Source organism: Methylobacterium sp. 174MFSha1.1 (genome assembly GCF_900116815.1).
GTDB lineage: Bacteria > Pseudomonadota > Alphaproteobacteria > Rhizobiales > Beijerinckiaceae > Methylobacterium.
The window spans coordinates 161,129-182,004 of sequence record NZ_FPCB01000015.1 but is presented as its reverse complement, the minus strand read 5'-3'; the positions used below and the strand labels follow the sequence as shown (position 1 = coordinate 182,004).

At 72.3% G+C, this 20,876-nt stretch carries 24 protein-coding genes; 11 read left to right on the top strand and 13 right to left on the bottom strand.

Annotated features, from left to right (window positions below):
* Window positions 1-173 precede the first annotated feature (173 nt).
* From BM430_RS14665 to BM430_RS14650, 4 genes are read left to right on the top strand one after another with little or no spacing between them, the layout of a single operon-like run.
* Window positions 174-1,259: a molybdopterin-binding domain-containing protein gene (locus tag BM430_RS14665; protein ID WP_093567990.1), complete on the top strand. Its 1,086-nt coding sequence runs from the start codon at window positions 174-176 to the stop codon at window positions 1,257-1,259.
* Complete coding sequence (locus BM430_RS14660) at window positions 1,253-2,893, top strand: formylmethanofuran dehydrogenase subunit A (protein WP_093567989.1); 1,641 nt, start codon at window positions 1,253-1,255, stop codon at window positions 2,891-2,893. Before BM430_RS14665 ends, BM430_RS14660 begins: the two co-directional genes overlap by 7 nt.
* Window positions 2,881-3,813, top strand: a complete 933-nt coding sequence (gene fhcD / locus BM430_RS14655; protein WP_093567988.1) for a formylmethanofuran--tetrahydromethanopterin N-formyltransferase — start codon at window positions 2,881-2,883, stop codon at window positions 3,811-3,813. Before BM430_RS14660 ends, fhcD begins: the two co-directional genes overlap by 13 nt.
* A complete protein-coding gene (locus BM430_RS14650; protein WP_093567987.1) occupies window positions 3,810-4,607 on the top strand; it encodes a formylmethanofuran dehydrogenase subunit C in 798 nt (265 codons plus the stop codon). The genes fhcD and BM430_RS14650 overlap by 4 nt, the downstream gene beginning before the upstream one ends.
* Window positions 4,608-4,838: 231 nt before the next feature.
* Here BM430_RS14650 and BM430_RS14645 read toward each other — a convergent pair whose 3' ends face one another.
* From BM430_RS14645 to BM430_RS14615, 7 genes are all read right to left on the bottom strand, one after another.
* The gene (locus tag BM430_RS14645; RefSeq protein ID WP_177303049.1) at window positions 4,839-5,453 is read right to left on the bottom strand and encodes a hypothetical protein; all 615 of its coding nucleotides are present in this window, start codon (window positions 5,451-5,453) and stop codon (window positions 4,839-4,841) included.
* A 21-nt stretch (window positions 5,454-5,474) separates the two neighbouring features.
* Entirely contained in the window at window positions 5,475-6,332 is an 858-nt protein-coding gene (locus tag BM430_RS14640; protein ID WP_093567986.1) for an ABC transporter permease, read from the bottom strand.
* On the bottom strand, window positions 6,329-7,075 hold the full coding sequence (locus tag BM430_RS14635; protein ID WP_093567985.1) for an ABC transporter ATP-binding protein: 747 nt from the start codon (window positions 7,073-7,075) through the stop codon (window positions 6,329-6,331). The genes BM430_RS14640 and BM430_RS14635 overlap by 4 nt, the downstream gene beginning before the upstream one ends.
* On the bottom strand, window positions 7,072-7,311 hold the full coding sequence (locus tag BM430_RS14630; protein ID WP_093567984.1) for a hypothetical protein: 240 nt from the start codon (window positions 7,309-7,311) through the stop codon (window positions 7,072-7,074). The genes BM430_RS14635 and BM430_RS14630 overlap by 4 nt, the downstream gene beginning before the upstream one ends.
* 65 nt (window positions 7,312-7,376) lie before the next feature.
* Entirely contained in the window at window positions 7,377-7,799 is a 423-nt protein-coding gene (locus tag BM430_RS14625; RefSeq protein ID WP_093567983.1) for a cupredoxin domain-containing protein, read from the bottom strand.
* A 215-nt stretch (window positions 7,800-8,014) separates the two neighbouring features.
* Window positions 8,015-8,995, bottom strand: coding sequence for a YVTN family beta-propeller repeat protein (locus BM430_RS14620; RefSeq protein ID WP_093567982.1), 981 nt, complete (start codon window positions 8,993-8,995; stop codon window positions 8,015-8,017).
* Window positions 8,996-9,093: 98 nt separating this feature from the next.
* Window positions 9,094-10,359, bottom strand: coding sequence for an ABC transporter substrate-binding protein (locus BM430_RS14615; protein WP_093567981.1), 1,266 nt, complete (start codon window positions 10,357-10,359; stop codon window positions 9,094-9,096).
* Window positions 10,360-10,509: 150 nt separating this feature from the next.
* Between BM430_RS14615 and BM430_RS14610 the strand changes: the two genes are divergently transcribed.
* The 7 genes from BM430_RS14610 to BM430_RS14580 all read left to right on the top strand — a co-directional run bounded on the left by BM430_RS14610 (window position 10,510) and on the right by BM430_RS14580 (window position 16,119).
* Window positions 10,510-11,019, top strand: coding sequence for a DUF3280 domain-containing protein (locus BM430_RS14610; protein WP_093567980.1), 510 nt, complete (start codon window positions 10,510-10,512; stop codon window positions 11,017-11,019).
* A gap of 5 nt (window positions 11,020-11,024) precedes the next feature.
* Entirely contained in the window at window positions 11,025-11,723 is a 699-nt protein-coding gene (locus tag BM430_RS14605; RefSeq protein ID WP_093567979.1) for a (5-formylfuran-3-yl)methyl phosphate synthase, read from the top strand.
* 295 nt (window positions 11,724-12,018) lie between these two features.
* Entirely contained in the window at window positions 12,019-12,612 is a 594-nt protein-coding gene (locus BM430_RS14600) for an amino acid kinase family protein (protein WP_093567978.1), read from the top strand.
* Entirely contained in the window at window positions 12,609-14,000 is a 1,392-nt protein-coding gene (locus BM430_RS14595; RefSeq protein WP_093568019.1) for a DUF6513 domain-containing protein, read from the top strand. Before BM430_RS14600 ends, BM430_RS14595 begins: the two co-directional genes overlap by 4 nt.
* A gap of 1 nt (window position 14,001) precedes the next feature.
* Window positions 14,002-14,595, top strand: a complete 594-nt coding sequence (locus BM430_RS14590; RefSeq protein ID WP_093567977.1) for a DUF447 domain-containing protein — start codon at window positions 14,002-14,004, stop codon at window positions 14,593-14,595.
* Between the two features lie 25 nt (window positions 14,596-14,620).
* On the top strand, window positions 14,621-15,157 hold the full coding sequence (locus BM430_RS14585) for an SRPBCC family protein (protein WP_093567976.1): 537 nt from the start codon (window positions 14,621-14,623) through the stop codon (window positions 15,155-15,157).
* Window positions 15,158-15,219: 62 nt separating this feature from the next.
* Complete coding sequence (locus tag BM430_RS14580) at window positions 15,220-16,119, top strand: YVTN family beta-propeller repeat protein (RefSeq protein WP_093568018.1); 900 nt, start codon at window positions 15,220-15,222, stop codon at window positions 16,117-16,119.
* Between the two features lie 133 nt (window positions 16,120-16,252).
* Here BM430_RS14580 and BM430_RS14575 read toward each other — a convergent pair whose 3' ends face one another.
* The 6 genes from BM430_RS14575 to BM430_RS14545 form a co-directional block, all read right to left on the bottom strand.
* Complete coding sequence (locus tag BM430_RS14575; protein WP_093567975.1) at window positions 16,253-16,504, bottom strand: BrnA antitoxin family protein; 252 nt, start codon at window positions 16,502-16,504, stop codon at window positions 16,253-16,255.
* A gap of 1,335 nt (window positions 16,505-17,839) precedes the next feature.
* Window positions 17,840-18,328, bottom strand: coding sequence for a hypothetical protein (locus BM430_RS14565; protein WP_093567973.1), 489 nt, complete (start codon window positions 18,326-18,328; stop codon window positions 17,840-17,842).
* A gap of 176 nt (window positions 18,329-18,504) precedes the next feature.
* Entirely contained in the window at window positions 18,505-19,395 is an 891-nt protein-coding gene (locus tag BM430_RS14560) for a type II secretion system minor pseudopilin (RefSeq protein ID WP_244539495.1), read from the bottom strand.
* Entirely contained in the window at window positions 19,392-20,003 is a 612-nt protein-coding gene (locus BM430_RS14555) for a prepilin-type N-terminal cleavage/methylation domain-containing protein (RefSeq protein ID WP_093567971.1), read from the bottom strand. Before BM430_RS14555 ends, BM430_RS14560 begins: the two co-directional genes overlap by 4 nt.
* A complete protein-coding gene (locus BM430_RS14550) occupies window positions 20,000-20,413 on the bottom strand; it encodes a PulJ/GspJ family protein (RefSeq protein ID WP_093567970.1) in 414 nt (137 codons plus the stop codon). The genes BM430_RS14555 and BM430_RS14550 overlap by 4 nt, the downstream gene beginning before the upstream one ends.
* Complete coding sequence (locus tag BM430_RS14545; protein ID WP_244539494.1) at window positions 20,410-20,847, bottom strand: prepilin-type N-terminal cleavage/methylation domain-containing protein; 438 nt, start codon at window positions 20,845-20,847, stop codon at window positions 20,410-20,412. Before BM430_RS14545 ends, BM430_RS14550 begins: the two co-directional genes overlap by 4 nt.
* Between the last annotated feature and the right edge of the window lie 29 nt (window positions 20,848-20,876).

The following is a 20,876-nucleotide window of genomic DNA, read 5'->3' as shown; positions in this document are numbered from 1 at the left end:
GTCCCCGGGGCCGGACTGTCCCACACCGCCCGCCGGATGGGCAACTCGGGATCGGCGGATATGTGGCCGCCGGCCCTGGCGCGAAGCCGGACTTTCGGGGGACTTGCCTGCCCCGGCGCCCGGATGCGACCGTCCGCGATGCAGGGTTGCGCGGCAGGGGCGAGCGAGGGCGGATGACGGCCTGGATCGATGGGGAGGTGGTGGCGCGGGAGGAGGCGGTCGCCGCCGCCGCCGCGCTGCTGGCCGGGGCACGAAGCCCGGTCCTCGCCGGGCTCTGCGCCGAGGCGGCGGCCGTGCAGGCGGCGTTCGACCTCGCCCGGGCGATCGGCGCCTCGCTCGATCCCGCGGCGGGATCGGCGCTCTACGCCGATCTCGGGGCGCTGGCCGCCGGCGGCGCCATGACCACCACCCCGGCCGAGGCGCGCGGGCGGGCCGATGTCGCGCTGGCGCTCGGCGCCGCGCCCTGGACCACCGATGTGCTGGGCGATCTGGCGGCGGAGGGGCCCGTCCGCGGCCGTGCCTCCGGGCGGCCCCGCACGCTTCTCGCCCTCGGCGGGCCGGGGGACGGGCCCATGCAGCACATCGCCTATCCGGTGGGCGAGGCCGGGTTGCCGGCGGCGATCGGCCTGCTGCGCGGCCTGGTCGGAGGTCGCATCGCAGGGCCTCACCCCATCTCCGATCTCGCGGCGCGCCTGCGCGAGGCGCTCTACGGGGTGATCGTCTACGACCCCGCCGAGACCGGCGCCCTCGGCGCCGAGATGCTGAACGGCCTCGTCAGGGACCTCAACGAGACCACCCGCTGCTTCGCCCTGCCGCTGGGCGATTCCTGCCAGGGCCGGGCCGCCGCCCAGGTGGCGGCCTGGAGCACCGGCCAGGGGCCCCGGGTCGGCTTCGGCCGTTTCCATCCCGAGCACGATCCCTGGCGCTTCGACGCCGCGCGCCAGGCCGCCGCCGGCGAGATCGACGCCGCGCTCTGGCTCGCCTCCCTGCCGGCCCCCCGACCCGCTTGGATCCGTGACGTTCCGACGGTGGCGCTCCTCGGCGCGCCGAAGGGCGACGAGGCCCGGGTGGTGATCGGCGTCGGCGTCCCGGGCGAGGCCTTCGGCGCCGCCCTCTGGCATCCGCGCCGCGCGGTGATCGCCTGGCACGACGCCGGAGCGCCGCGGCCGGAGCCGGAGCCCGCCGCCGCGATCCTCGCCGACCTCCGGGCCCGGCTCGCCGCCTCTCCCGCCCCGCAGCCGGAGCGCACCCCATGCTGACCCGCATCGCCGGCGGCCGGGTGGTCGATCCGACCGCCGGGCGCGACGCCATCGGTGACGTCTGGATCGAGGATGGCCGCGTCGTCGCCGCCTCCGACCGCACGCCCGACCGCACCATCGACGCCACGGGGTGCGTCGTCATGGCGGGGGGCGTCGAGGTCCACTCGCACATCGCCGGCGGCAACGTGGTGCTGGCGCGTCTGCTGCTGCCGGAACTCGGGCTGTCCGAGCCCGGCGCGCCGAACCCGCACGGGTCGGGCCGCGACGTCGGGATGCTCTACGCCCGGATGGGCTACACCACCGCGGTCGAGCCGGCGATGCCGCCGGTCAACGCGCTCGCGACCCAGCTCGAACTCGCCGAGATCCCGCTCCTCGACCGGGGCGGGCTGTGCGTGATGGGCAACGACGACCAGCTGCTCGGTCTCCTGCGCGATCGCGAGAGCCGCGATGCGGTCCGCGACCTCGTCGCCTTGAACGTCGCGACCGCGCGGGCGCTCGGCGTCAAGGTCATCAATGCCGGCGGCGCCGACGCCTTCAAGGACGGGGCGGTGCGCTTTTCCCTCGACGACGAGGTGCCGGCCTACGGGCTGACCTCGCGCACCATCCTCAACGGGCTCCTCGACGCGGTCGAGGCGCTCAAGGTCCCCCACCCGCTCCACGTCCATTGCAGCAATCTCGGCCTGCCGGGGGCCGACGACAGCCTGATCGAGACTCTCGAAGCGGCGGAGGGCCGGCGCATCCACTTCGCCCACGCCCAGTTCTACGCCTACGCCGCCCTCGACAAGGACAACCCGCTGACCGGCGGCTTCATGTCCGCCGCGCCGCGGATCGCCGAGGCGCTGGCGCGCCACCCCAACGCCACCCTCGATATCGGCCAGGTGGTGTTCGGCCAGACCGCGACGATCTCGCTGGACATCCTGCGCCAGTTCTCCGGCCGCAAGGCGGCGAGCCCACGCAAATGGATCGTCAACGCGGGCGACGCCGAGGGCGGCGGCATCGTGCCGTTCCGCTACCGCGACCGCGGCCCGACGTCGTCGCTGCAATTCGCCATCGGGCTCGAACTGATGCTGCTCTCGCCCGACCCGGAGCGCACCATCCTGACCACCGATCACCCGAATGGCGGGCCGTTCACCGCCTATCCGCGCATCCTCCACCTGCTGATGAACAAGGAGGAGCGCGACCGGGAGGTCGCCGCCCATCCGAAGGTGGCGGCCGAGCGCTCCAGTCTTCCAGGGATCGAGCGCGAATACACCTTCACGGAGGTGGCGCAGCTCACCCGCTCCGGCCCGGCGAAGCTGCTCGGCCTCACCGACCGCGGCCACCTGCGCCCCGGCGCCAGGGCCGACATCGCGGTCTACCGCGACCAGCCGGACCGGACCGCGATGTTCGCCCGCGCCCACCGGGTGCTGAAGGACGGCGCGGTGATCGTGGAGGACGGCGAGGTCGTCTCGGATGGTCCCTCTTGGGCCCGCGGCCGCACCCTGTCCCTCGCGCTCGAGGCCGATGCCGGCATGGCGCGGCGGACCGACGCCTACCTCCAGGGCCGCTTCGGCGCCGGGCTGTCGAGTTTTTCCGTGCCGGACGCGGCCTTCCCCGGCCGACACGTCTTCGAGGCGATCCCATGCCGGACCTGATCCTCCACGGCATCCGGGTCGAGGACACTTTCGCGGAGGCTTTCGACATGGCGGCGACCGCCCTCGTCCTCACCGCCGAGACGCCCGACTGGGCGATGATCGCCGCGACCACCATGACGGGCTTCGCCACCTCGGTGATCGGCTGCGGCGCCGAGGCCGGCATCGACGCCGTGCTCTCCCCCGACGACACCCCCGACGGGCGCCCAGGCGTGCGGGTGCTGCTGTTCGGCTTCGATGCCGGCGGCCTCAAGGACCAACTCCTGCGCCGGGTCGGGCAATGCGTGCTGACCTCGCCGGGCAGCGCGGCTTACGCGGGCATCGCGTGGGACGATCCGAACGCGGGCAAGGCGCTCAAGCTCGGCGGCGCGATCCGGTACTTCGGCGACGGCTTCGCCACCGCCAAGCGCGTCGGGGGCCGGCGCTACTGGCGCACGCCGGTGATGGACGGCGAGTTCCTGTGCGAGCACTCGGTGCCGACGATTCAAGGCGCGGTCGGCGGCGGCAACCTGCTGTTCCTCGGCCGTCGCTTCGCCGACACCCTGCGGGTGGCCGAGATCGCGGTCGCGGCGGCCCGCGCCGTGCCGGACGTGATCCTGCCCTTCCCGGGCGGCGTGGTGCGCTCCGGCTCCAAGGTCGGGGCGCGCACCAAGGGCATGATGGCCTCGACCAACGACGCCTATTGCCCGACCCTCAAGGGCCGCGCCGGCTCGGCCTTGCCGCCGGAGGTCGACGTGGTGCTGGAGATCGTCATCGACGGGCTCTCGGCGGGCAGCGTGGCTGCCGCGATGCGGGCTGCGCTCCACGCCTCGACCGCGGCGGGGGCCGATCTCGGCCTCGTCGCGGTGACGGCGGGCAATTACGGCGGCAATCTCGGCCGCCACCACTTCCACCTGCGCGACCTCGTCGGAGAGGCCGCATGAGCACGCTCACGATGCGCGAGGCGCCGCCGGAGCGCCTGGACCTCGCCGGGATCACCCCCGCCGCCCTCGCCGGCCTGTCGGAAGCAGAGGCCGCCCGGTTGCCGGTCGGCACCAGCCGCCGGGGCCTGACCCTCGGCGACTGCTTCGCGCTTCACCTCGACGGCTCGGACGAATTGCGGATCCTCGGCGCCACCGACCGCCTCGATCGGGTCGGCGCGGGTCTTTCGGCCGGGCGGATCGTGATCGAAGGCGATGTCGGCCAGCGCCTCGGCGCCGGCATGACGGGGGGGATTCTCACGGTCACGGGCTCCGCCGGCCCCTTCGCGGGCACGGCGGCCACCGGTGGCACGATCCGCATCGCGGGCGACGCTGCCGACAGCGCCGGCGGCGCGGTGCACGGCGCGGCCTGCGGGCTCGACGGCGCGACCCTGGTGATCGGAGGAGCCGCGGGCGACCGCCTCGGCGACCGGATGCGGGCCGGGCTGATCGTGGCGAGGCGCGCCGGAGCCCATGCCGGCGCCCGGATGATCGCCGGCACGATCGTGGCCGAGGCGATCGGCGACCATCCCGGCTACGGCATGCGCCGCGGCACCCTGGTCGCGGCCCGTCACGGGACGCTGCTGCCGACCTTCGTCGAGACCGGGCGGCAGGATCTCGTGGTGCTGCGGCTCCTGGCGAAATCCCTGGAGGTCCTGGCGCCGGAGGCGGCTTCGCTGCTGCGGGCGCCCCTGCGCCGCTACGGCGGGGATCTCGCGACCCTCGGCAAGGGAGAGGTGTTCGCGCCGCTGGGGTGAGCGGGGCTCGTCTCCCCCACGGTTCTCAAACCCTCGATGTCATCCCGGGGCCGCGCAGCGGAACCCGGGATCCATAACCGCTGACGGTGCAGGACGACGCGGAACGCTGGCCGCTCCTTCCGCGATCCTCGGCGGTTATGGATCCCGGGTTCTCGCCTTCGGCGAGCCCCGAGATGACATCGAGGGTTTGAGAACAACCTGCGACAGTCGCTCAGGCGAGCGCCTGTCGTCTTACAACCGCGCCTGGATCTTCTTCGCGATGATCCCCAGCCGCTGCTCCAGCAGGGTCGGCACCTCGCACACGTAAGTCAGCGACTGGCTGCGCTCCTGGAAGATGCGCTTGTCCCAGGCGAAGCGGGTCTCCAGCTCGGCGAGTTCCTTGGTGTCGGGCACGTCCGGCGCGGTCTTCACCTCGCTGATCCTCCCGGCCTCGTCGCGGATGCGCTCGGCCATCACCCGCTGGCCGCGGGCATAGCGGCCGATGCCGGACACCACCTTGTCGCGCTCGCCGTTCAGCACCTCGAAGACGCCGGCGAAGACCCGGGTCAGGCGGGTCGCCTTCTCCGCCTCGCCGAGCTTCCCCGCGAAGGCATCGAGGAGGCCGTCGACCTCCTCCACCGGCAGCCGGCGCGACGCGATCTTCTGGGCGAGCAGGGCCGCCTCGGTGTCGTTGCCCCACTCGGCGAGCGCCTGCGTCGGGTCGGGCCCGGTCCAGACCGCGCCGGGGCCGAGCGTCGAGACCTTGCGCTGGGCGCAGGGCCAGTCGGGATCGGGCCGGGGCTGGGCGAGCGCCGGGGCGGCCGAGAGGATCAGGAGCGTGGCGAGGGCGGAGCGCATCACGGGCATCTTCTTTCGCTTGCGGGGCGGTCAGCCCGCCTCCCCGGCCGGGCCGCCGCGCCGGGCGAGCAGCCCGCGGCCGGGATCGTAGGCGGCGACCGCCATGACGAAGAACGCGACCCCGGTCCCGACCACGACCGCGCAGGAGACCGGGTTGAAGGCGCCGTAGAGGGCGAAGCGCACCAGCTCGACGGCGTGGGTGAAGGGATTGATCTGGCAGATCCAGTACAGCGTCGCGCTCGACTCGTTGACCCGCCAGAGCGGGTAGAGCGCCGAGGAGGCGAAGAACATCGGGAAGATCACGAAGTTCATCACGCTCGCGAAGTTCTCGAGCTGGCGCACGAGCGACGACAGGAACAGCCCGATCGCGCCGAGCATCAGCCCCGCGGCCAGGAAGGCCGGGAGCGCCAGGAAATAGCCGCTCCACGGGATGTCGGTCTCGAAGAAGCTCGCGATGGCGAGAAAGACGTAGGCCTGGACCAGCGACACGATCACGCCGGCGATCAGCTTGGCGAAGAGCAGGCTCCAGCGCGGATAGGGGCTGGTGAGCAGCACCTTCATCGAGCCGACCTCGCGGTCGTAGACCATCGACAGCGACGACTGCATGCCGTTGAACAGCTGGATCATCACCGCGAGGCCCGGCACGACGTAGACCTCGTAGAGCACGTAGGTCTCGTAGGGCGGCGTGATCGACAGGCCGAGCGTGTTGCGGAAGCCGGCGGCGAAGATGAACAGCCAGACCAGCGGCCGCACCAAAGCCGAGAAGAACCGCTCCTTCTGGTTGAAGAAGCGCAACAGCTCCCGCCGCACGATCCCGGCGAGCGCGATGAGGTAGCCGCCGGCATCGAGCCGGCCGCGGACCGGGGTGAGGGCCGTTCCCGCGCTCATGCGACTCTCCTCGGGGTGTCGCCCCGCTCCGCGGTCATCTGGCGGAAGGCGGTCTCGAGGGAGCCGGTCGGCTCGCTCAAGGTCCCGGCGAGGCCGCGGGCGACGATGCGGCCGCGATGCAGCACCACCACCCGGTCCTCCGGCTCGATCTCGTCGAAGATGTGGGTCGCCCAGAGCACCGACAGCCCCTCCTCCCGCACCAGCGCCCGCACGATCGCGACGATGTCGGCACGGGAGTCGAGGTCGAGGCCGACGGTGGGCTCGTCGAGGAGCAGGAGGTCGGGCGCGTGGATCAGCGCCCGGGCGATCTCGATCCGCCGCGACTGGCCGCCCGAGAGCGTGCGGATCTTGTCGTCGCGGCGCTCGGACAGGCCGATGCGGGTGAGCAAGGTCTCGATGCGCGTCAGCGCCGCCTTGCGGGGGATGCCGTGGAGGGCGGCGTGGTAGAGCAGGTTCTGGCGCACCGTCAGGTCGGTGTCGAGAGTGCGGGCCTGGAACACCACGCCGAGCCGCGCGAGGGCCCGCGACGGCTCGCGGTTCAGGTCGTGCCCCAGCAGCGCGACGCGGCCGGCCTGACTGGCATAGAGCCGCGTCACCACCGAGAACAGGGTGGTCTTGCCGGCCCCGTTCGGCCCGAGCAGGGCCGTGAAGGCGCTCCGGGGCACCTCGAACGACACGTCGTCGAGCGCCGTGCGGGCGCCGAAGCGGTGGCTCACCCCCTCGACCGCGAGCGCCGCGCTCATCGCGTCAGCGCCTTGCGGGCGTCGCGTACCGCGTCGAGGCACTCGTCGTATTCGCGCTCGCCGAGCTCCCGCTCGGCGACGCGCAGCTCCTTCCGGAGGATTTTGGCGACGGGCTCAGTGGGAGACTTCGCCAGCTCGGCCTTGATCGTCGCGATGCCGTCCCGGCACGCGGCCGCGTCGTCGGCGCGGGCGGGCAGGGCCGTCAGCAGCAGCAGGGCGGCGAGGAGCGCGCGCATCCGGGATTTCCTCCGATCGTCGTTGCGGCCGATGTAGGCCGGGGGCTGCGACCCGCAAACCCCTGTCACTTCACGATGAAGCGCCCGGTCATGCCCCGGCTCTCCAGCCCCTGCACCGACCATGGGAACTCGCCGGCCCGCACCGTCACGAACTCCACGGCGATCGTGCCCTGGTCGTCGAATTCGAGGTGGTGCGGCGGCCCGGCCATGTGCACCTCGAGATGGTTGATGACGATCTGGTTCATCCACACGCCGCGGAAGAATTCGCTGGCGAAGAACTTGTACTCCTTCTGCCCCTTGGCGGTGATGCGCAGCCGGTAGGACTTCCCAGCCTCCATCTCGATGTCCTTCACCGGCACGGCGTAGTCGTTGTCCTCGGCGCCGAGCACGAGGTCGGGCAGGTCGGTGCGGCCCTTGGTGAGGTCGCCGGCGAGGACGGGGCTGGTGAGGAGGCTGGCGGTCAGGGCAGCATAGAGAAAGCGACGCATGGGCTATCCGGCTGGGAGGTCGAACTCTCTCCCCTCTCCCGTGTGGGAGAGGGGCCGGGGGTGAGGGTGACACGCTTCAGTGTGGAGCGCTGAGCGTGGTGCTGGCAGCGCGACGCTGGGTGCTTCACCCGGAGCCGTGTCACCCTCACCCCTACCCCTCTCCCACTCGGGAGAGGGGATCCCGCGCCTGACTCGTCTCGAGGCGCAGGGCACGATTACTGCGGCGAGACCGCGACGCCCCAGGGGAGCAGCCCGACCGGGATGCTCTTCGTCACCTTCAAGGCCTCGACGTCGATCACCGAGACGTCGTTCGAGGTGCCGTTGGTGGTGAAGAGGAGCTTCTGGTCCGGCGTGAAGGCGAGCTGCCACACGCGCTGGCCGACCGGCAGGTATTTCTGGACCTCGTAGGTCCTGGCATCGACCACCGCGACCCGGTTGGCGGGGCCGAGCGCCACGAAGGCCTTGCTCCCGTCCTTCGTCATGCGGACGCCCACCGGCTGGATCTGCTCGTCGGTGACGCCCGCGATCTTGAAGGTGATCTTCTTGACCACCTTGCGGGTCTCGACGTCGATCACCGAGACGGTGCCGCCGACCTCGGCCGAGACCCAGAGCCACTTGCCGTCCTGGCTGAACTCGGCGAAGCGGGGCCGGGCATCGACCAGCACGTTGTCGATCACCTGGAACGTCTTGGTGTCGATGAAGTGGGCCATGTTGGTGGTCTCGGAGGTGTTGACCAGGATCGACCCGTCCGGGCTCAGCCCCATCCCCTCCGGCTCGACACCGACCGGCACCTCGGCCACCACCTTGTTCTTCTCGATGTCGAGCACCGTGACCTGGCTGTCGTCCTCGTTGGCGACGTAGACCGGGTTGCCGGAGGGGTGCGCGATGAATTGCTCCGGGTCCGGCCCGGAGCGCAGGGAGCGCACGATCTTGCCGGTCTTGGTGTCGAGCACGTCGATCCGGTCGTCGTCGCTGGCGCAGACGTAGAGCAGGCTCCCGTCCTTCCCGACCGTGATCCCGCGCGGGCGGCGCCCCACGGCCCAAGTCGCCGTGACCTTCAAGGTCTCGACGTCGATGACGCTGACCGAGTTGCCCTTCTCGTTGCTGACATAGACGGTGGCGGCGTGGGCGGGCGCGGCGAGGAGCGCGGCCGCGACGAGTGCGCAGGGCGCCGGTCCGATTCGGTGACGGCTCATCGATCCTCCCTCCCGGCCGCGCTCTTCGTCCGCGGTCCGTCTTCTCATGCTTACCTGGCCCGCCGCGACGCCGCGGGCGAGACCGACTTATGGCCGGGTCACGACTTCGTCAGCTTGCACTGCGTCTCCGGCAGGTCGATCCCCAGCGTGTCGAGCGGCGTGCGCTGGTGCAGGTAGCCCTGCTCCGGCGCCACCGCCACCAGGGCCTGGGGCTGCACCAGGAGCAGCGGCTGGCGCAATTGGTGGTCCCAGGGGCGGAAGCTGAGCGCCACGCCCTTGTAGCCCGGCAGGCTGAATCCCGGATCGGCGATGGTGGCGGCCAGAGCCGCCGGGTCGGTGGTCTTCTTCTGGAAGGCGGCCTCGCCGACCGCCCGCACCGAGGCCCAGACCTGGTAGTCGAGGGGGCGCATCAGCCGGCCGGCGAGGCGGCGGAAGCGGTTCTGGGCCTGGGCGGCGCCCCAGACCTCCAGCGTCGGGTGCCAGGTGGTGGGGATCAGCCCCTGCGTGCCGACCACGGGCCGCGGATCGACGGTGTGGAACGGCACGTAATCGCCGAAATCGCCCGCCTCGTCCGCCACCACGGCGACGTCGTAGTCGAGGCCGCGGGTGAAGACGAGGGCCTCCGCCCGGGTCGGGGTATCGCCGCGGGCGCGGGCCAGCGGCCCGAAGGTCCAGGGACGCTCGGCGCTGATCTGCAATCCGAATTTCTTCGCCGAGCGCTTCATCGCCTCGGCCCACAGCCTGTCGCCGTCCTGCGGGCCGGTGATCAGGAACAGCTTGCGCCAGCGCATGAAGGCGAGGAACTGCGCCAGGGCGTCGGTCTGCATCGCCCGGCTCGGGGCGACGTGGAAGACGTCCGATCGGCAGTCGGTCCCGCGCAGGCGGTCGTCGGGGGCGGCCGCGTTGAACAGGACGGTGCCCGAGCCCTTCAGCGCGTCGGCCACCGCCAGCACCTCGTCGGCGGGCAGTGCCAGCACGAGGAAGCGCAGGCCCTTCGCGGCGAGGCCGCGGGCGGCCTCGACCGGGCTCTGCGGCGGCGGCTCACCGGGGGCGGCCGCGCCCAGCGCCACGGCGTCGAGGGCGTAGCTCTGGCGCACGAAACGGCCGGTCGTGGTGTTGTCCTGGATCGCCAGCTTGGCGCCGGCCAGCCCCTCGTCCTCGGGCGCGGCCTGGGCGTCGTAGGAGGACGGCGCCGGGGCCGGCCGGTAGATCAGGCCGATGCGGATCTCGGCGCTCTGCGCCGCCGCGGGCGGCGGGCCTGCCGCCTGGGCGAGGGCGGCCGGTGGTCCCGCCAGGGCGGCCAGAGGCCCCGCCAGGGCGACGATGAGACCGAGGGCGAGGGTGGCCGTGCGGAACTGTGCCATGCAGGCGGCACGCTACCAGGGTTTCTCCCGCGGCCTCAACGCCTGTTCGATGAGGATTGTTTAAGACCGACCGCCCTCCCCCGAAAGTCCGAACACGGCCGGCCGGGGAGCGCGTTGCGCGGGCCCGCACCGGCATGCGAGGGTCGGGCGATGCTGTCGCTTCGTGCCCTTCCCGCCGTCATGGCCCTGCTCGCCGGCCTGCCGGCCGCCGCCGCACCGAGTCCGGCGGCGGTGTTCGGGATCGAGCTGGCGGAGCCCGGCACGATCGGGCCGCGGCCGGTCAAGCCGGAGGATGCCCGGCGCCTGGGGCTCGCCAGCGAGGCCTTGCGACGGGAGGTGGCGGGCCGCGGGCTCGAACCCGTGGATCTGACACCCCAGGCCGCCGCGATCCGGCGCGACGCGCCGTTCTACAAGTGCGAGGGCTGCGCGGAAAAGATCGCCCAGGCGGCGGGGGCGGCCTACGTCGTCTACGGCTACGTCCAGCGCAGCGCCCCGCAGGTGCTCAACCTCACCATCACCATCACGGAGGCCGGCAGCGGCAAGGTGCTGCGCGGCGGCCAGGTGGTGATCCAGGGCGACACCGACGACACCTGGCTCCACGGCGTGCGCTCGCTGGTGAAGAACCGCCTCTTCGCCGAGCCGCTGCCGAACCGGTCCTGATCCCCGTGCCCGACACCTCCTCTCCCCGCACCCGCCTCCTCGTCAGCGTGCGCGATGCGACCGAAGCCGCGCTCGCCCGCGACCACGGCGCCGACCTGATCGACGCCAAGGATCCCGATCGCGGTGCCCTCGGGGCGCTGCACCCCGACACCGTGCGGGCGATCGCGGCGGCCTCGGGCGACCGGCTGACGAGCGCCGTGGCGGGCGAGCCGCTTGATGCGCGCGAGGCCTCCGCCTGCCTCGCGGCGCTCGCCGAGACGGGCGTGGGCTACCTCAAGATCGCCTGGGCGCCGGGGCGCGACGCCGCGGGCCTGATCCTGCCCGCCGGCATCCCCGTCATCGCGGTGCTGTTCGCCGAGGACGGGCCGGAGGGGGCCGACGTGCCGGCGCTCGCCGCCGCCGGCTTCTCCGGCGCGATGATCGACACGCGGGGCAAGGACGGGCGGCGGCTCACCGACCATCTGCCGCTGCCGCGTCTCGCGGGTTTCGCGGCCTCGTGCCGGGCCCACGGCCTGCTCTCGGGCCTCGCCGGCTCTCTCTCCCTCGACGACATCCCCGTCCTGGCGGCGCTCGGGCCGGGCTATCTCGGCTTTCGTGGCGGGTTGTGCGCCAGGGCCGATCGGACGGGCCGGCTCGATCCGAAGCGGATCGCCGAGGCGGCGCGGCGGCTCGGCGCCATCGTGCCGCGTGTCGAGGCGGCGTGAGCGTGTCGCTGCAACACAAGGCTGTCCGGGGAAGTGTCCGGACCAAGATCAAGCGCGGGATCCCCTCTCCAGGCGATGCCGAGCTTGCCCGGTATCGCTGCAAGGTGTGGGAGAGGGGTAGGGGTGAGGGTGGAGACGGTGCCGCGATAAAACTGAAGCGTTCCGCTGCCAGCACGACGCTCTCAGCTTCATACGGAAGCGCGCCACCCTCACCCCTACCCCTCTCCCACACGGGAGAGGGGATCCCGCGCCCTGCATTGTTCCCTGGCGGATTTGCACGCACGGGGCGCACAGCATGAGCCACGCCCTCACCGTCGTGAAAATCGGCGGCAGCCTCGCGACCGATCGGGTCCGGCTGCGCCGGCTGCTCGGCGCCCTCGCGGACGGAGCGGATGGGCCGGTGGTGATCGTGCCGGGCGGCGGCGCTCTCGCCGACGCGGTGCGGGCGACGCAAGCCGCCCTCGGCTTCCCGGATCCCCTCGCCCACCGGCTCGCCCTCGATGCCATGGCGGGCATGGCGCGGATCTTCGCCGCCCTGGAGCCGCGCCTCGCCGTGACCGAAGCGCCCGGCAGTGCCCTCGCCGCCGGCCGCGTGCCGGTCTGGGATCCGTCCGGGCTCGCGGACGGCCACCCCGAGATCCCGGAGAGCTGGGACGTCACCTCGGACAGCCTGGCGCTCTGGCTCGCCACATGCCTCGATGCGAGAACCTGCCTGCTGGTGAAATCCGCCGATCCCCCGCCCGGGGCCGGACCCGCGGACCTCGCCCGCACCGGTCTGGCCGATGCCGCCTTCCCGGGCTTCGCGTCCCGCTTCCCCGGCCGGATCGTGCTGCGGGGGCCCGGCGGTGACCGGCCGTGCCGCGGGGCGGTCGCGGAGTGCGCCGCGTGAGGGAGCACCTCGTCTTCGTCACCGGGCGCCTCGCCAAGGCGCGGCTGGAGAAGATCGCGACCGCCCTGCCGCCGGACCGCTTCGCCTGGACCATCGCGGATGCGGGCGTGAAGGTCGCGGCGCTGATGACGGAGGAGATCATCCGCCGCCGGGTCACGGTGCCGGATGGCGCGACGCGGATCATCCTGCCCGGGCGCTGCCGGGCCGACCCCGCAGTGTTGGCGGCGCATTTCGGCCTGCCGGTCGAGCGTGGGCCGGACGAGATCGTCGACCTGCCGGTCTTCCTCGGGCTCGCCGGGCGCCAGGTCGACCTGTCGCGCCACGACGTGCGGATCTTCTCCGAGATCGTCGACGCCTCGCGGCTCACGCCCGACGCGATCCTGATCCGCGCCAGGGATCTCGCCCGGCGCGGGGCCGACGTGATCGATCTCGGCGGGCTGCCGGACACGCCCTTCCCGCACCTCGCCGACACCGTGCGGCTGCTCAAGTCGGAAGGGTTGCGGGTCAGCGTCGATTCGTTCTCGCCCGACGAGCTGCGCCAGGGCGCGGCGGCCGGCGCCGATTTCCTGCTCAGCCTCAACGAGGAGACGCTCGACCTCGCCTTCGAGACCGACGCGGTGCCGGTGCTGGTGCCGCTGCGCCCCGACGACCTGCCCTCCCTCGACCGGGCGATCGAGCGGATGCAGCGGGCCGGCCGGCCCTTCATCGCCGACCCGATCCTCGAGCCGATCCATTTCGGCTTCGCCGCCTCGCTCGTGCGCTACCACGAGACCCGGCGCCGCCACCCGGACATCGCCATGATGATGGGCACCGGCAACCTGACCGAGCTCACCGAGGCCGACAGCCTCGGGGTGACGGCGCTGCTGATGGGCGTGTGCTCGGAACTCTCGATCGGCAACGTGCTGATCGTGCAGGTCTCGAACCACACCCGCCGGACGGTCGAGGAGCACGACGCCGCCCGCCGGGTGATGTACGCGGCGAAGGCCGACGCCGCCCTGCCCAAGGGCTACGGCCGCGCGCTCCTGGCGCTGCACGACAAGCGCCCCTACACCCAGACGCCGGAGGAGATCGCGGCCCTCGCCGCCGAGGTGCGCGACCCGAATTACCGCGTGGCCGTGGCGGAGGACGGGGTCCACCTCTACAACCGCGACATCCACAAGGTGGGGCGCGACGCGATGGCGTTCTTTCCCGATCTCGGCGTCGAGGCGGACGGTGCCCACGCCTTCTATCTCGGCGGGGAACTGACCAAGGCCGAGCTGGCCTGGCGGCTCGGCAAGCGCTACGTCCAGGACGAGGCTTTGGACTGGGGCTGCGCGCTCGACGGGGAGGTGGAGGACACCACCCGCTTCAAGGCCCCGGGTCATACGCGACACAGCGGGAAACCGTGACGTGCCGCTGATCCGCGAGACCATCGTGACCACGGCCGCCGCCGACGGGGCCCTGCACCTGGTGCCGTTCGGGCTGATCCAGGAGGGCGACGACTTCTGGGTGGCGCCGTTCCGGCCCTCGCCGACCATCGCCAACCTGGAGGCCGTGCCGTTCTTCGCCGCGGCCGCGCCCGCCGACATCCGGGTGATCGCCGGTTGCGTCACCGGCCGGCGCGACTGGGCGACCGTGCCGTCCCGTGCCGTCCCGGTGCCGCGCCTCGCCGACGCCTACGGCCATATGGAATTGCAGGTGGTGGAGGTGCGCGACGACCCCGTCCGCCCCCGCTTCCGCGGCCGGGTGGTGCATACCGAATCGCATCGGCCGTTCCTCGGCCACAACCGGGCGGTCAACGCCGTGCTGGAGGCGGCGATCCTGTCGACGCGCCTCCACATGCTGGCCCCCGCGACGGTGCTGGCCGAATTGCAGCACCACCGCATCGCCGTCGAGAAGACGGCCGGGCCCGCCGAGCGCGAGGCCTGGAACTGGATCGCCGCGAAGGTCGCGGCCGCCCTGGAGCAGGCGGCCGCCGCGTCCCTCGCGGTCGACGACGCGTAGACGTCATTTGGAGAGGAGACACCCGATGAAGCGCATCCTCGCGGCCGCCCTCGTCGCCGCCTTCGCGGCGGCGCCCGTTCAGGCCCACGGCCCGACCCGCAAGAAGGTCGAGGAGAAGGTCACGATCAACGCTCCGCCCGACAAGGTCTGGGCGGTCGTCGGGAATTTCCAGGACATGAGCTGGCTGCCGCCGGTCGAGAAGACCGAGGGCAAGGGCGGCAACGAGCTGAAGGCCACCCGCACCCTCACCCTGACCGGCGGTGCCACCGTCGACGAGGAGCTCTACAAGTACTCGGCCGAGCAGAAGAGCCTGTCGTACCGGATCAACAAGGTCGACGTGAAGGTGCTGCCGGTCAACAACTATTCCTCGACGATCAAGGTCGAGCCGGCCGACGGCGGCAAGGCGTCGGAGGTGGTGTGGGACGGCGCGTTCTACCGCGGCTACATGAACAACGACCCGCCGCCCGAGCTGAGCGACGAGGCGGCGATCAAGGCGGTCAAGGCGCTCTATCGCGGCGGCCTCGACAACCTGAAGGCGAAAATCGAGAAGGGCAACTCGTGAGGCACGCCCGGCGCCTCGCCGGGCTCCGCCTGCTGGCCGGGATCGGCATTCTGGGGGCTGGCATGGCGCCGGTCCCCACCCGGGCGGCGGAGGCCTTCCTCACCGCGCAGAACGCGAACACGGTCGACGTGGTCGATCTCGGCCTCGCCAAGGTGGTGGCGACGATCCCCGTCCCGGGCGCGCCGGCGGGCATCGCCCTGTCGCCGGACCGGGCCTCGGTCTACGTCACCGCGCCCGAGGGCAAGGCGCTGGTGGTGATCGACGCCGCCTCGCGGCGGGTCGCGCGCACGGTAGCGCTCGGCGGCGGGCCCCTTGGAATCGGGGTGAACCCGGTGAGCGGCGCGGTCTACGTCGCCGACTGGTACGCCAAGCGGCTGTGGGAGGTCGATCCGAAGAGCTTCGCGGTCGCGGCCGAGATCCCGGTCGGCACCTCGCCGTCGGGCGTCGCGGTGACGCCGGACGGCCGATTCCTGCTGGCGGCGGATCGGGACGACGACGCCCTCTCCCTCGTCGACACCGCGACGCGGCAGCGGGTCGCGGTGATCCCGGTCGGTACGCGGCCGTTCGGGGTCACGATCGACGCCGAGGGCAAGCGGGCCTACTCGGCCAATGTCGGCTCGAACGACGTCTCGGTGATCGATCTCGCGGTGCGGCGGGAGGTCGGCCGGGTCACGGTCGGCGAGCGGCCCTACGCGGTGGCACTCGCCCAGGGCCGCGCCTTCGTCACCGACCAGTATGGCGGCACGGTGAGCACCTTCGACACCGCCACCCTGACGCCGGGCCCGCGGCTCGAGGTCGGCGAGTACCCGGAGGGCATCCAGGCGAGCCCGGACGGAAAGACCGTCTACGTGGCGAACTGGGAATCGAACACCCTCACGGCGATCGATGCCGCGGCGCTGACGGTGACCGGGACGGTGAAGACCTCGGACGGGCCGCGGGCCTTCGGGCAGTTCCTGCGCTGAGCCGGGGCGGAGCGATCCGCTCGCGGACCGGCACGGAGGGGTAGTTCGACGCGAACGGGTTGGTCACCAGACCGCCCTCGGCCCGCGCCGGGGCAGCCAGCAGCAGCAGGAGGCCTGCGAGCCTCAGCCGCATCTAGAGACCGGCCGCCTTGCGCAGGGCGGCGTTGATGCGCTCCTGCCAGCCCGGCCCGTCCTCTTGGAAATGCTCGAGCACGTCGCGGTCGAGGCGCAGGGACACGGTCTCGCGCACGCCCGGCACGGCGGCTTTCGGAGCGGCCTTTGGCGCGGGGCCTGCGCCCTCCGGCACCTTGCGGGTCACGGCCCGGAACGCGGCCTCGGCCGCTTGGCGCGGGTCGCTGCCGCGGCGGAAACGGTCAGACGTCATGGGGGTCCTCCTGCGGACGGCCCTACCACGGTGCGGACCGTCACGAAACGAGAACCCGCACATGACAAAGGCCCGCCGGCGCACCGACGAGCCTTGAGGAGGCAGGGTCCACGTTTCAGGGTGCGGGTGTGTTCGCACGGCACGGTTGCGATGGCCGTCTCGGCCCCGTACCGTATTCAGCCCGCCCTGAAGCCACTATCCCTGTCGATAACAGTCCGGTGGCGTGTCCTGGTCACCGGCATCGGTACTTGTCGCGTGAGGGCTGCAACCTTGAGATCTCATGGCGACCTCCTCGAACTCGTCTCGACAGGGACTATGCTGCTCCTGTCACGGGGGATGGTCAAGAGGGATTTACGACCCGCTGCGCTCGATCTTTTCGGTGAGTTGAAAACTTAACGGCAGGTAAAAATTCCGCGCTGCGCCCTGGCACCGGGCTCCGGTCGCGGAGTGAGAAATTGGATGGCGGGCCTATTGTCGCTGGGCGATGCTGCCGCGGTCGAACCGTGAGGTTGCGGAAGCTTCGTGGCTCTCGAACCCTGTTTGACCGCCAGCGCCTTTCGATCGGGCACCACGGCCGACATCTCTCGGTGCCATCCCGGGGCTCGGCGGAGCCGAGAACCCGGGATCCATCACCGCTGACGGAGTAGAATTCGGCTCGACGCGTCCCACTTCATCCTGAACCGTTGGCGGTTACGGATCCCGGGTTCCTGCGCGGCCCCGGGATGACCCGGAGGGTTTCATACGATTTCCGATTGATCGCTTCGCGATGCGGAAATCGGCTTCGCTCAGTCGCCGCGCGGGCTCGCGATACGCTTTCCGGAAGGAATCTTCCGGAAAGCGTATCACTTCGGTCGCCAACTCGGGCTGGCTGTCGGCGCGTCCGGTCGAGGAGCGACTCGGGCGCGGCAGACCTCGCCGCCAAGCGGCGGCCCTGAAACGACGAAGGCCCGCCGGCGCACCGACGAGCCTTAAGGGGCAGGGTCCACGTTTCAGGGTGCGGGTGTGTTCGCACGGCACGATTGCGATGGCCGTCTCGGCCCCATACCGTATTCAGCCCGCCCTGAAGCCACTATCCCTGTCGATAGGAGTCCGGTGGAGTTTCCTGATCACCGGCATCGGTATGTGTCGCGTGAGGGCTGCAACCTTGAGAATTCATGGCTACCTCCTCGAGTTCGTCTCGACGAGGACTATGCTGCCCCTGCTGCGAGGGATGGTCAAGAGGGATTTGTAGCCGACTTTTTTGTGCTGCCGCGCTGGAACAAAACCTAAGGAGAGGTTAAGGGCGCCGCCGCCCGGTCGCGCCCTCCCGGTTCCGCCTTCCCCATCCCACTTGGGTCACACGACGTGCAGGATCGCGTCCTTCATCACCCGGGCGACGACGTCGCAGGTCAGGGCGCTGGCGGCGCAATGGGTGACCTGCCGGTCGAAATGGTCGTGGTCGAGGCGGGGGTCGCAGGCGCTGGCGAGGAAGTAGCCCGAATCCGTGATGCTCATCACGTAGACGTCCGAGGCTTGGCCGCTGTGCCGGTTGATCAGCATGAACTGGGTGTAGGCCTGCTCGAAGTCGGGCCGGCCCCGCAGGGACGGCCCGCGCTCGATCAGCACCCCGTGGGGCTCGAGCTGGCTGCCGGCCGCCTCCAGCACCTCGGCGGCGATGTCGCGCAGGAGCGCCACGCGCTGCGCGTCCTCCGCCGAGAGCGGCGCCTCGTCCGCCGGTTCCGGCACGGCGGCGGCCTCGCGGCGCCGGCGCTGCTCCTCGAAGAAGCTTCCGAAATCCGACAGCACCACGTCCGGGCATCGGGGAACCGCCCTGGCCTCCGTCATCGCACCGAGCTCCCTTCGTCTCCGAGGTCGTTTTATACCATGCCTCAAGCTCAACTCGTGTCGCCGCCCGGTAGATCCTGCGCGATCTTGAAGAGGTGGCGGTCTTCGGCGTCGGCTTCCCCTCGGATACGACGGCGCGGACCTTTGAGGCGGCCCGGATCGCGCCGCGCGACGGTCTAAGGACTCTCCGCGAGGGCCGCCGCCACCTGCGCGCAGGCGGGATGGAGGGCGCCCCCGACGAGATCCGGCGCGACGGTCTGCTGCCAGACGAGGAAGCCGCCGCCGCCGAGATTGACGATCGCGGCGCGCCCGGCACGGGCGCGGCCCTCCTCGACGACGACCGAGAGGCGAAAGACTTGGCGCTGCGACGGCACCGGGCCGGCGGAGCCCGGCAGGGAGCGGATCGCCGACGGGTTCGCCCGGCGCACCAGGGCGGCGAGGTCGAAGCGGCCGGTCTCGTTGTAGACCGTCAGCACCGGCCGCAGGCGTGCGGCGATGGCGGGCGTCATCGAGGGCAGGCGGTCGATCTCGTCGATGCTGGCGAAGGGCGCGTTGCGCGGCCCCCAGGGCAGGCCCCGGGCGCGGTATTGCGGCAGCTCCGCGCCGCCGCCCGGCTCCGGCGTGTCGTCGGGGTCGCGGTAGTCGACGATCTCGGCCGACAGCGTCAGCGCGTCCCGGTCCGCCACGCCGAGGAGCCGGAAGGCCTCCTCCATCGCCGGGCGCGGCGTGGTGTTGAGGTCGATCAGGGTGCCCTGGTCCTGGAGCGACAGGGAGGCGGTGCGCCCCGGCGCCAGCAGGCAGGCGGTGACGGTGCCGTCCTGCGGCAGGCCGGTGCCGGACCGGCGGTAGGTCCGCCCGAGGTCGAGCTCGTAGGCGATCAGGCGGGCGATCCCGTCCGCCGCGCCCTGAAGCCGCACCGCCTCGGCCCGGGCCTGGGCGAGGCCGGTGGCGGAGCGCACCTGCAGGATCGCTGCCGCCAGCACCGCGCCGACGACGATGAAGATCGCCAGCACCGACAGGAGCACGAAGCCGGCCTCGCCGGAGGCGCTCTCATTTGAAGCGCTCACGGGCCGGCGTCGAGGGCGATCAGGAGGGGGGGCCATCGGCGGCTGTCCGCGGGAGGAAAGGCGACCTGGATCTCGACGAGGAGCGGCGGCCGGTCCGGCCGCGACCAGGCCTGCAGCCAGAGCGGCGGCGTGCCGTCGGCGGGGACGCCGTAGTAGCGCAGGCTCAGGGCCGCGATCCGCCCGAGGATCGCCTCGCGGCTCGGCGGGGCCGGCGGCTGCCCCGGTAGCGCCGCGGCTTCGCTGCGGCTCTCCAGGAGGTCGAAGGTGCCCCCGGCGGGCATCGCCGCCAGCGTCATCGCGATCTCGGTCGGGCGTTCGAGGGTCTGGTCGGGGGCGAGCGCCGCCGTGAGCCCGTCCGGTCCGCCGCGCAGGGTCGGCCGGCGGCCGTCGGGGCGGCGCTGGGCCAGGCTGCCGAGGGTGCGCCGCAGGTGGTCGCGGACCGACTGCACCTCCTCGGCCCCCGCCGCCCGCGCCGCCGCGGCCGAGGCGCCGCCGGCGATCCGCACGGCGTTGAGCAGCAGCACCCCGACGAGCCCGGCCAGCGCGAGGCAGACCAGGGTCTCGACCAGGGTGAACCCGGCCTGCCGCGCGTCACCGTCCCGGGTCATTCCTTCTTCTCCGGGATCAGCGTGGCGTAGATCGGCGCGCCCGAGGCCGCGATCACCCGGATCTGCCAGAGCGGCGGCACGCGGCCGAGCCCGAGGGCCGGGCGCAGGTCGGTGACCGCGAGGGCATAGGGGGTGCCGTCCGAGAACGCCCCCCGGACGAGGCCCGGCCGCAGCGGACCCGCGGCGAGGCGGCGCAGGACGACGCCTTCCGCCTCGTCGGCGGCGACGCGGCTCGCCTCGATGCGCCGGACCGCCGCGGCCGCCGTGCCGGCGATCTGGAACGCCATGACCGTCGCGGCGGCGGCGATGCCGAACGCCACCAGCACCTCGACGGTGGTGAAGCCGTCCTCGTCGCGCGGGTCGGCGCGCCGGGTCGTGTGCCGGAGCCGCGCCCTCGTCAGCCCCGTCATGGCCCGTCCTCCCGCCGCACCCGGCCGGTGAGCGCGCTCACCGACAGGGCCCGGCGCGTCCCGCCCCCGGCGAGCAGGATCCGCCCGCCGGTCGAGCTGCCGTCGGGCAGGAGCCGCACCTCGCCCGGCACCGGCCGGCCGACCGGGCCGGGTTCGACCGCCACCGCGAGGCCGCCGACCGGGATCGGCGGCGCGCCCGGACGGGAACTGGTGAAGAGCCGCGCCTGCGGCTCGAAGGCGAGACGCCCGGCCTGGCCGGTGCGGATCGCCTCGGCCCGCAGGCGGCCGATCTCGGCCGCGAGGGTCTCGGAGACGAACAGGGTGCGCCGGTCGAGGGCGCCGGGGCCGAGGGACTGGAACGCCACCCCGGCGGCGAGCCCCATGATCGCCATCGTCACCAGCATCTCGACGAGCGTGAAGCCCGCCTGGGACAAGCCCGCTTTGTCGACGCTCCCTCGCCCCC

Bases quoted from the DNA above. Each gene is read 5' to 3' on its own strand.
- BM430_RS14630 (WP_093567984.1), bottom strand. From the start codon at position 7,311: ATGCGCGCGCTCCTCGCCGCCCTGCTGCTGCTGACGGCCCTGCCCGCC.
- BM430_RS14610 (WP_093567980.1), top strand. From the start codon at position 10,510: ATGCTGTCGCTTCGTGCCCTTCCCGCCGTCATGGCCCTGCTCGCCGGC.
- BM430_RS14645 (WP_177303049.1), bottom strand. From the start codon at position 5,453: ATGCCCGTGATGCGCTCCGCCCTCGCCACGCTCCTGATCCTCTCGGCC.
- BM430_RS14550 (WP_093567970.1), bottom strand. From the start codon at position 20,413: ATGACGGGGCTGACGAGGGCGCGGCTCCGGCACACGACCCGGCGCGCC.
- BM430_RS14650 (WP_093567987.1), top strand. From the start codon at position 3,810: ATGAGCACGCTCACGATGCGCGAGGCGCCGCCGGAGCGCCTGGACCTC.
- BM430_RS14640 (WP_093567986.1), bottom strand. From the start codon at position 6,332: ATGAGCGCGGGAACGGCCCTCACCCCGGTCCGCGGCCGGCTCGATGCC.
- BM430_RS14575 (WP_093567975.1), bottom strand. From the start codon at position 16,504: ATGACGTCTGACCGTTTCCGCCGCGGCAGCGACCCGCGCCAAGCGGCC.
- BM430_RS14625 (WP_093567983.1), bottom strand. From the start codon at position 7,799: ATGCGTCGCTTTCTCTATGCTGCCCTGACCGCCAGCCTCCTCACCAGC.
- BM430_RS14555 (WP_093567971.1), bottom strand. From the start codon at position 20,003: ATGACCCGGGACGGTGACGCGCGGCAGGCCGGGTTCACCCTGGTCGAG.
- BM430_RS14565 (WP_093567973.1), bottom strand. From the start codon at position 18,328: ATGACGGAGGCCAGGGCGGTTCCCCGATGCCCGGACGTGGTGCTGTCG.
- BM430_RS14585 (WP_093567976.1), top strand. From the start codon at position 14,621: ATGAAGCGCATCCTCGCGGCCGCCCTCGTCGCCGCCTTCGCGGCGGCG.
- BM430_RS14620 (WP_093567982.1), bottom strand. From the start codon at position 8,995: ATGAGCCGTCACCGAATCGGACCGGCGCCCTGCGCACTCGTCGCGGCC.
- BM430_RS14660 (WP_093567989.1), top strand. From the start codon at position 1,253: ATGCTGACCCGCATCGCCGGCGGCCGGGTGGTCGATCCGACCGCCGGG.
- BM430_RS14665 (WP_093567990.1), top strand. From the start codon at position 174: ATGACGGCCTGGATCGATGGGGAGGTGGTGGCGCGGGAGGAGGCGGTC.
- BM430_RS14635 (WP_093567985.1), bottom strand. From the start codon at position 7,075: ATGAGCGCGGCGCTCGCGGTCGAGGGGGTGAGCCACCGCTTCGGCGCC.
- BM430_RS14600 (WP_093567978.1), top strand. From the start codon at position 12,019: ATGAGCCACGCCCTCACCGTCGTGAAAATCGGCGGCAGCCTCGCGACC.
- BM430_RS14580 (WP_093568018.1), top strand. From the start codon at position 15,220: ATGGCGCCGGTCCCCACCCGGGCGGCGGAGGCCTTCCTCACCGCGCAG.
- BM430_RS14615 (WP_093567981.1), bottom strand. From the start codon at position 10,359: ATGGCACAGTTCCGCACGGCCACCCTCGCCCTCGGTCTCATCGTCGCC.
- fhcD (WP_093567988.1), top strand. From the start codon at position 2,881: ATGCCGGACCTGATCCTCCACGGCATCCGGGTCGAGGACACTTTCGCG.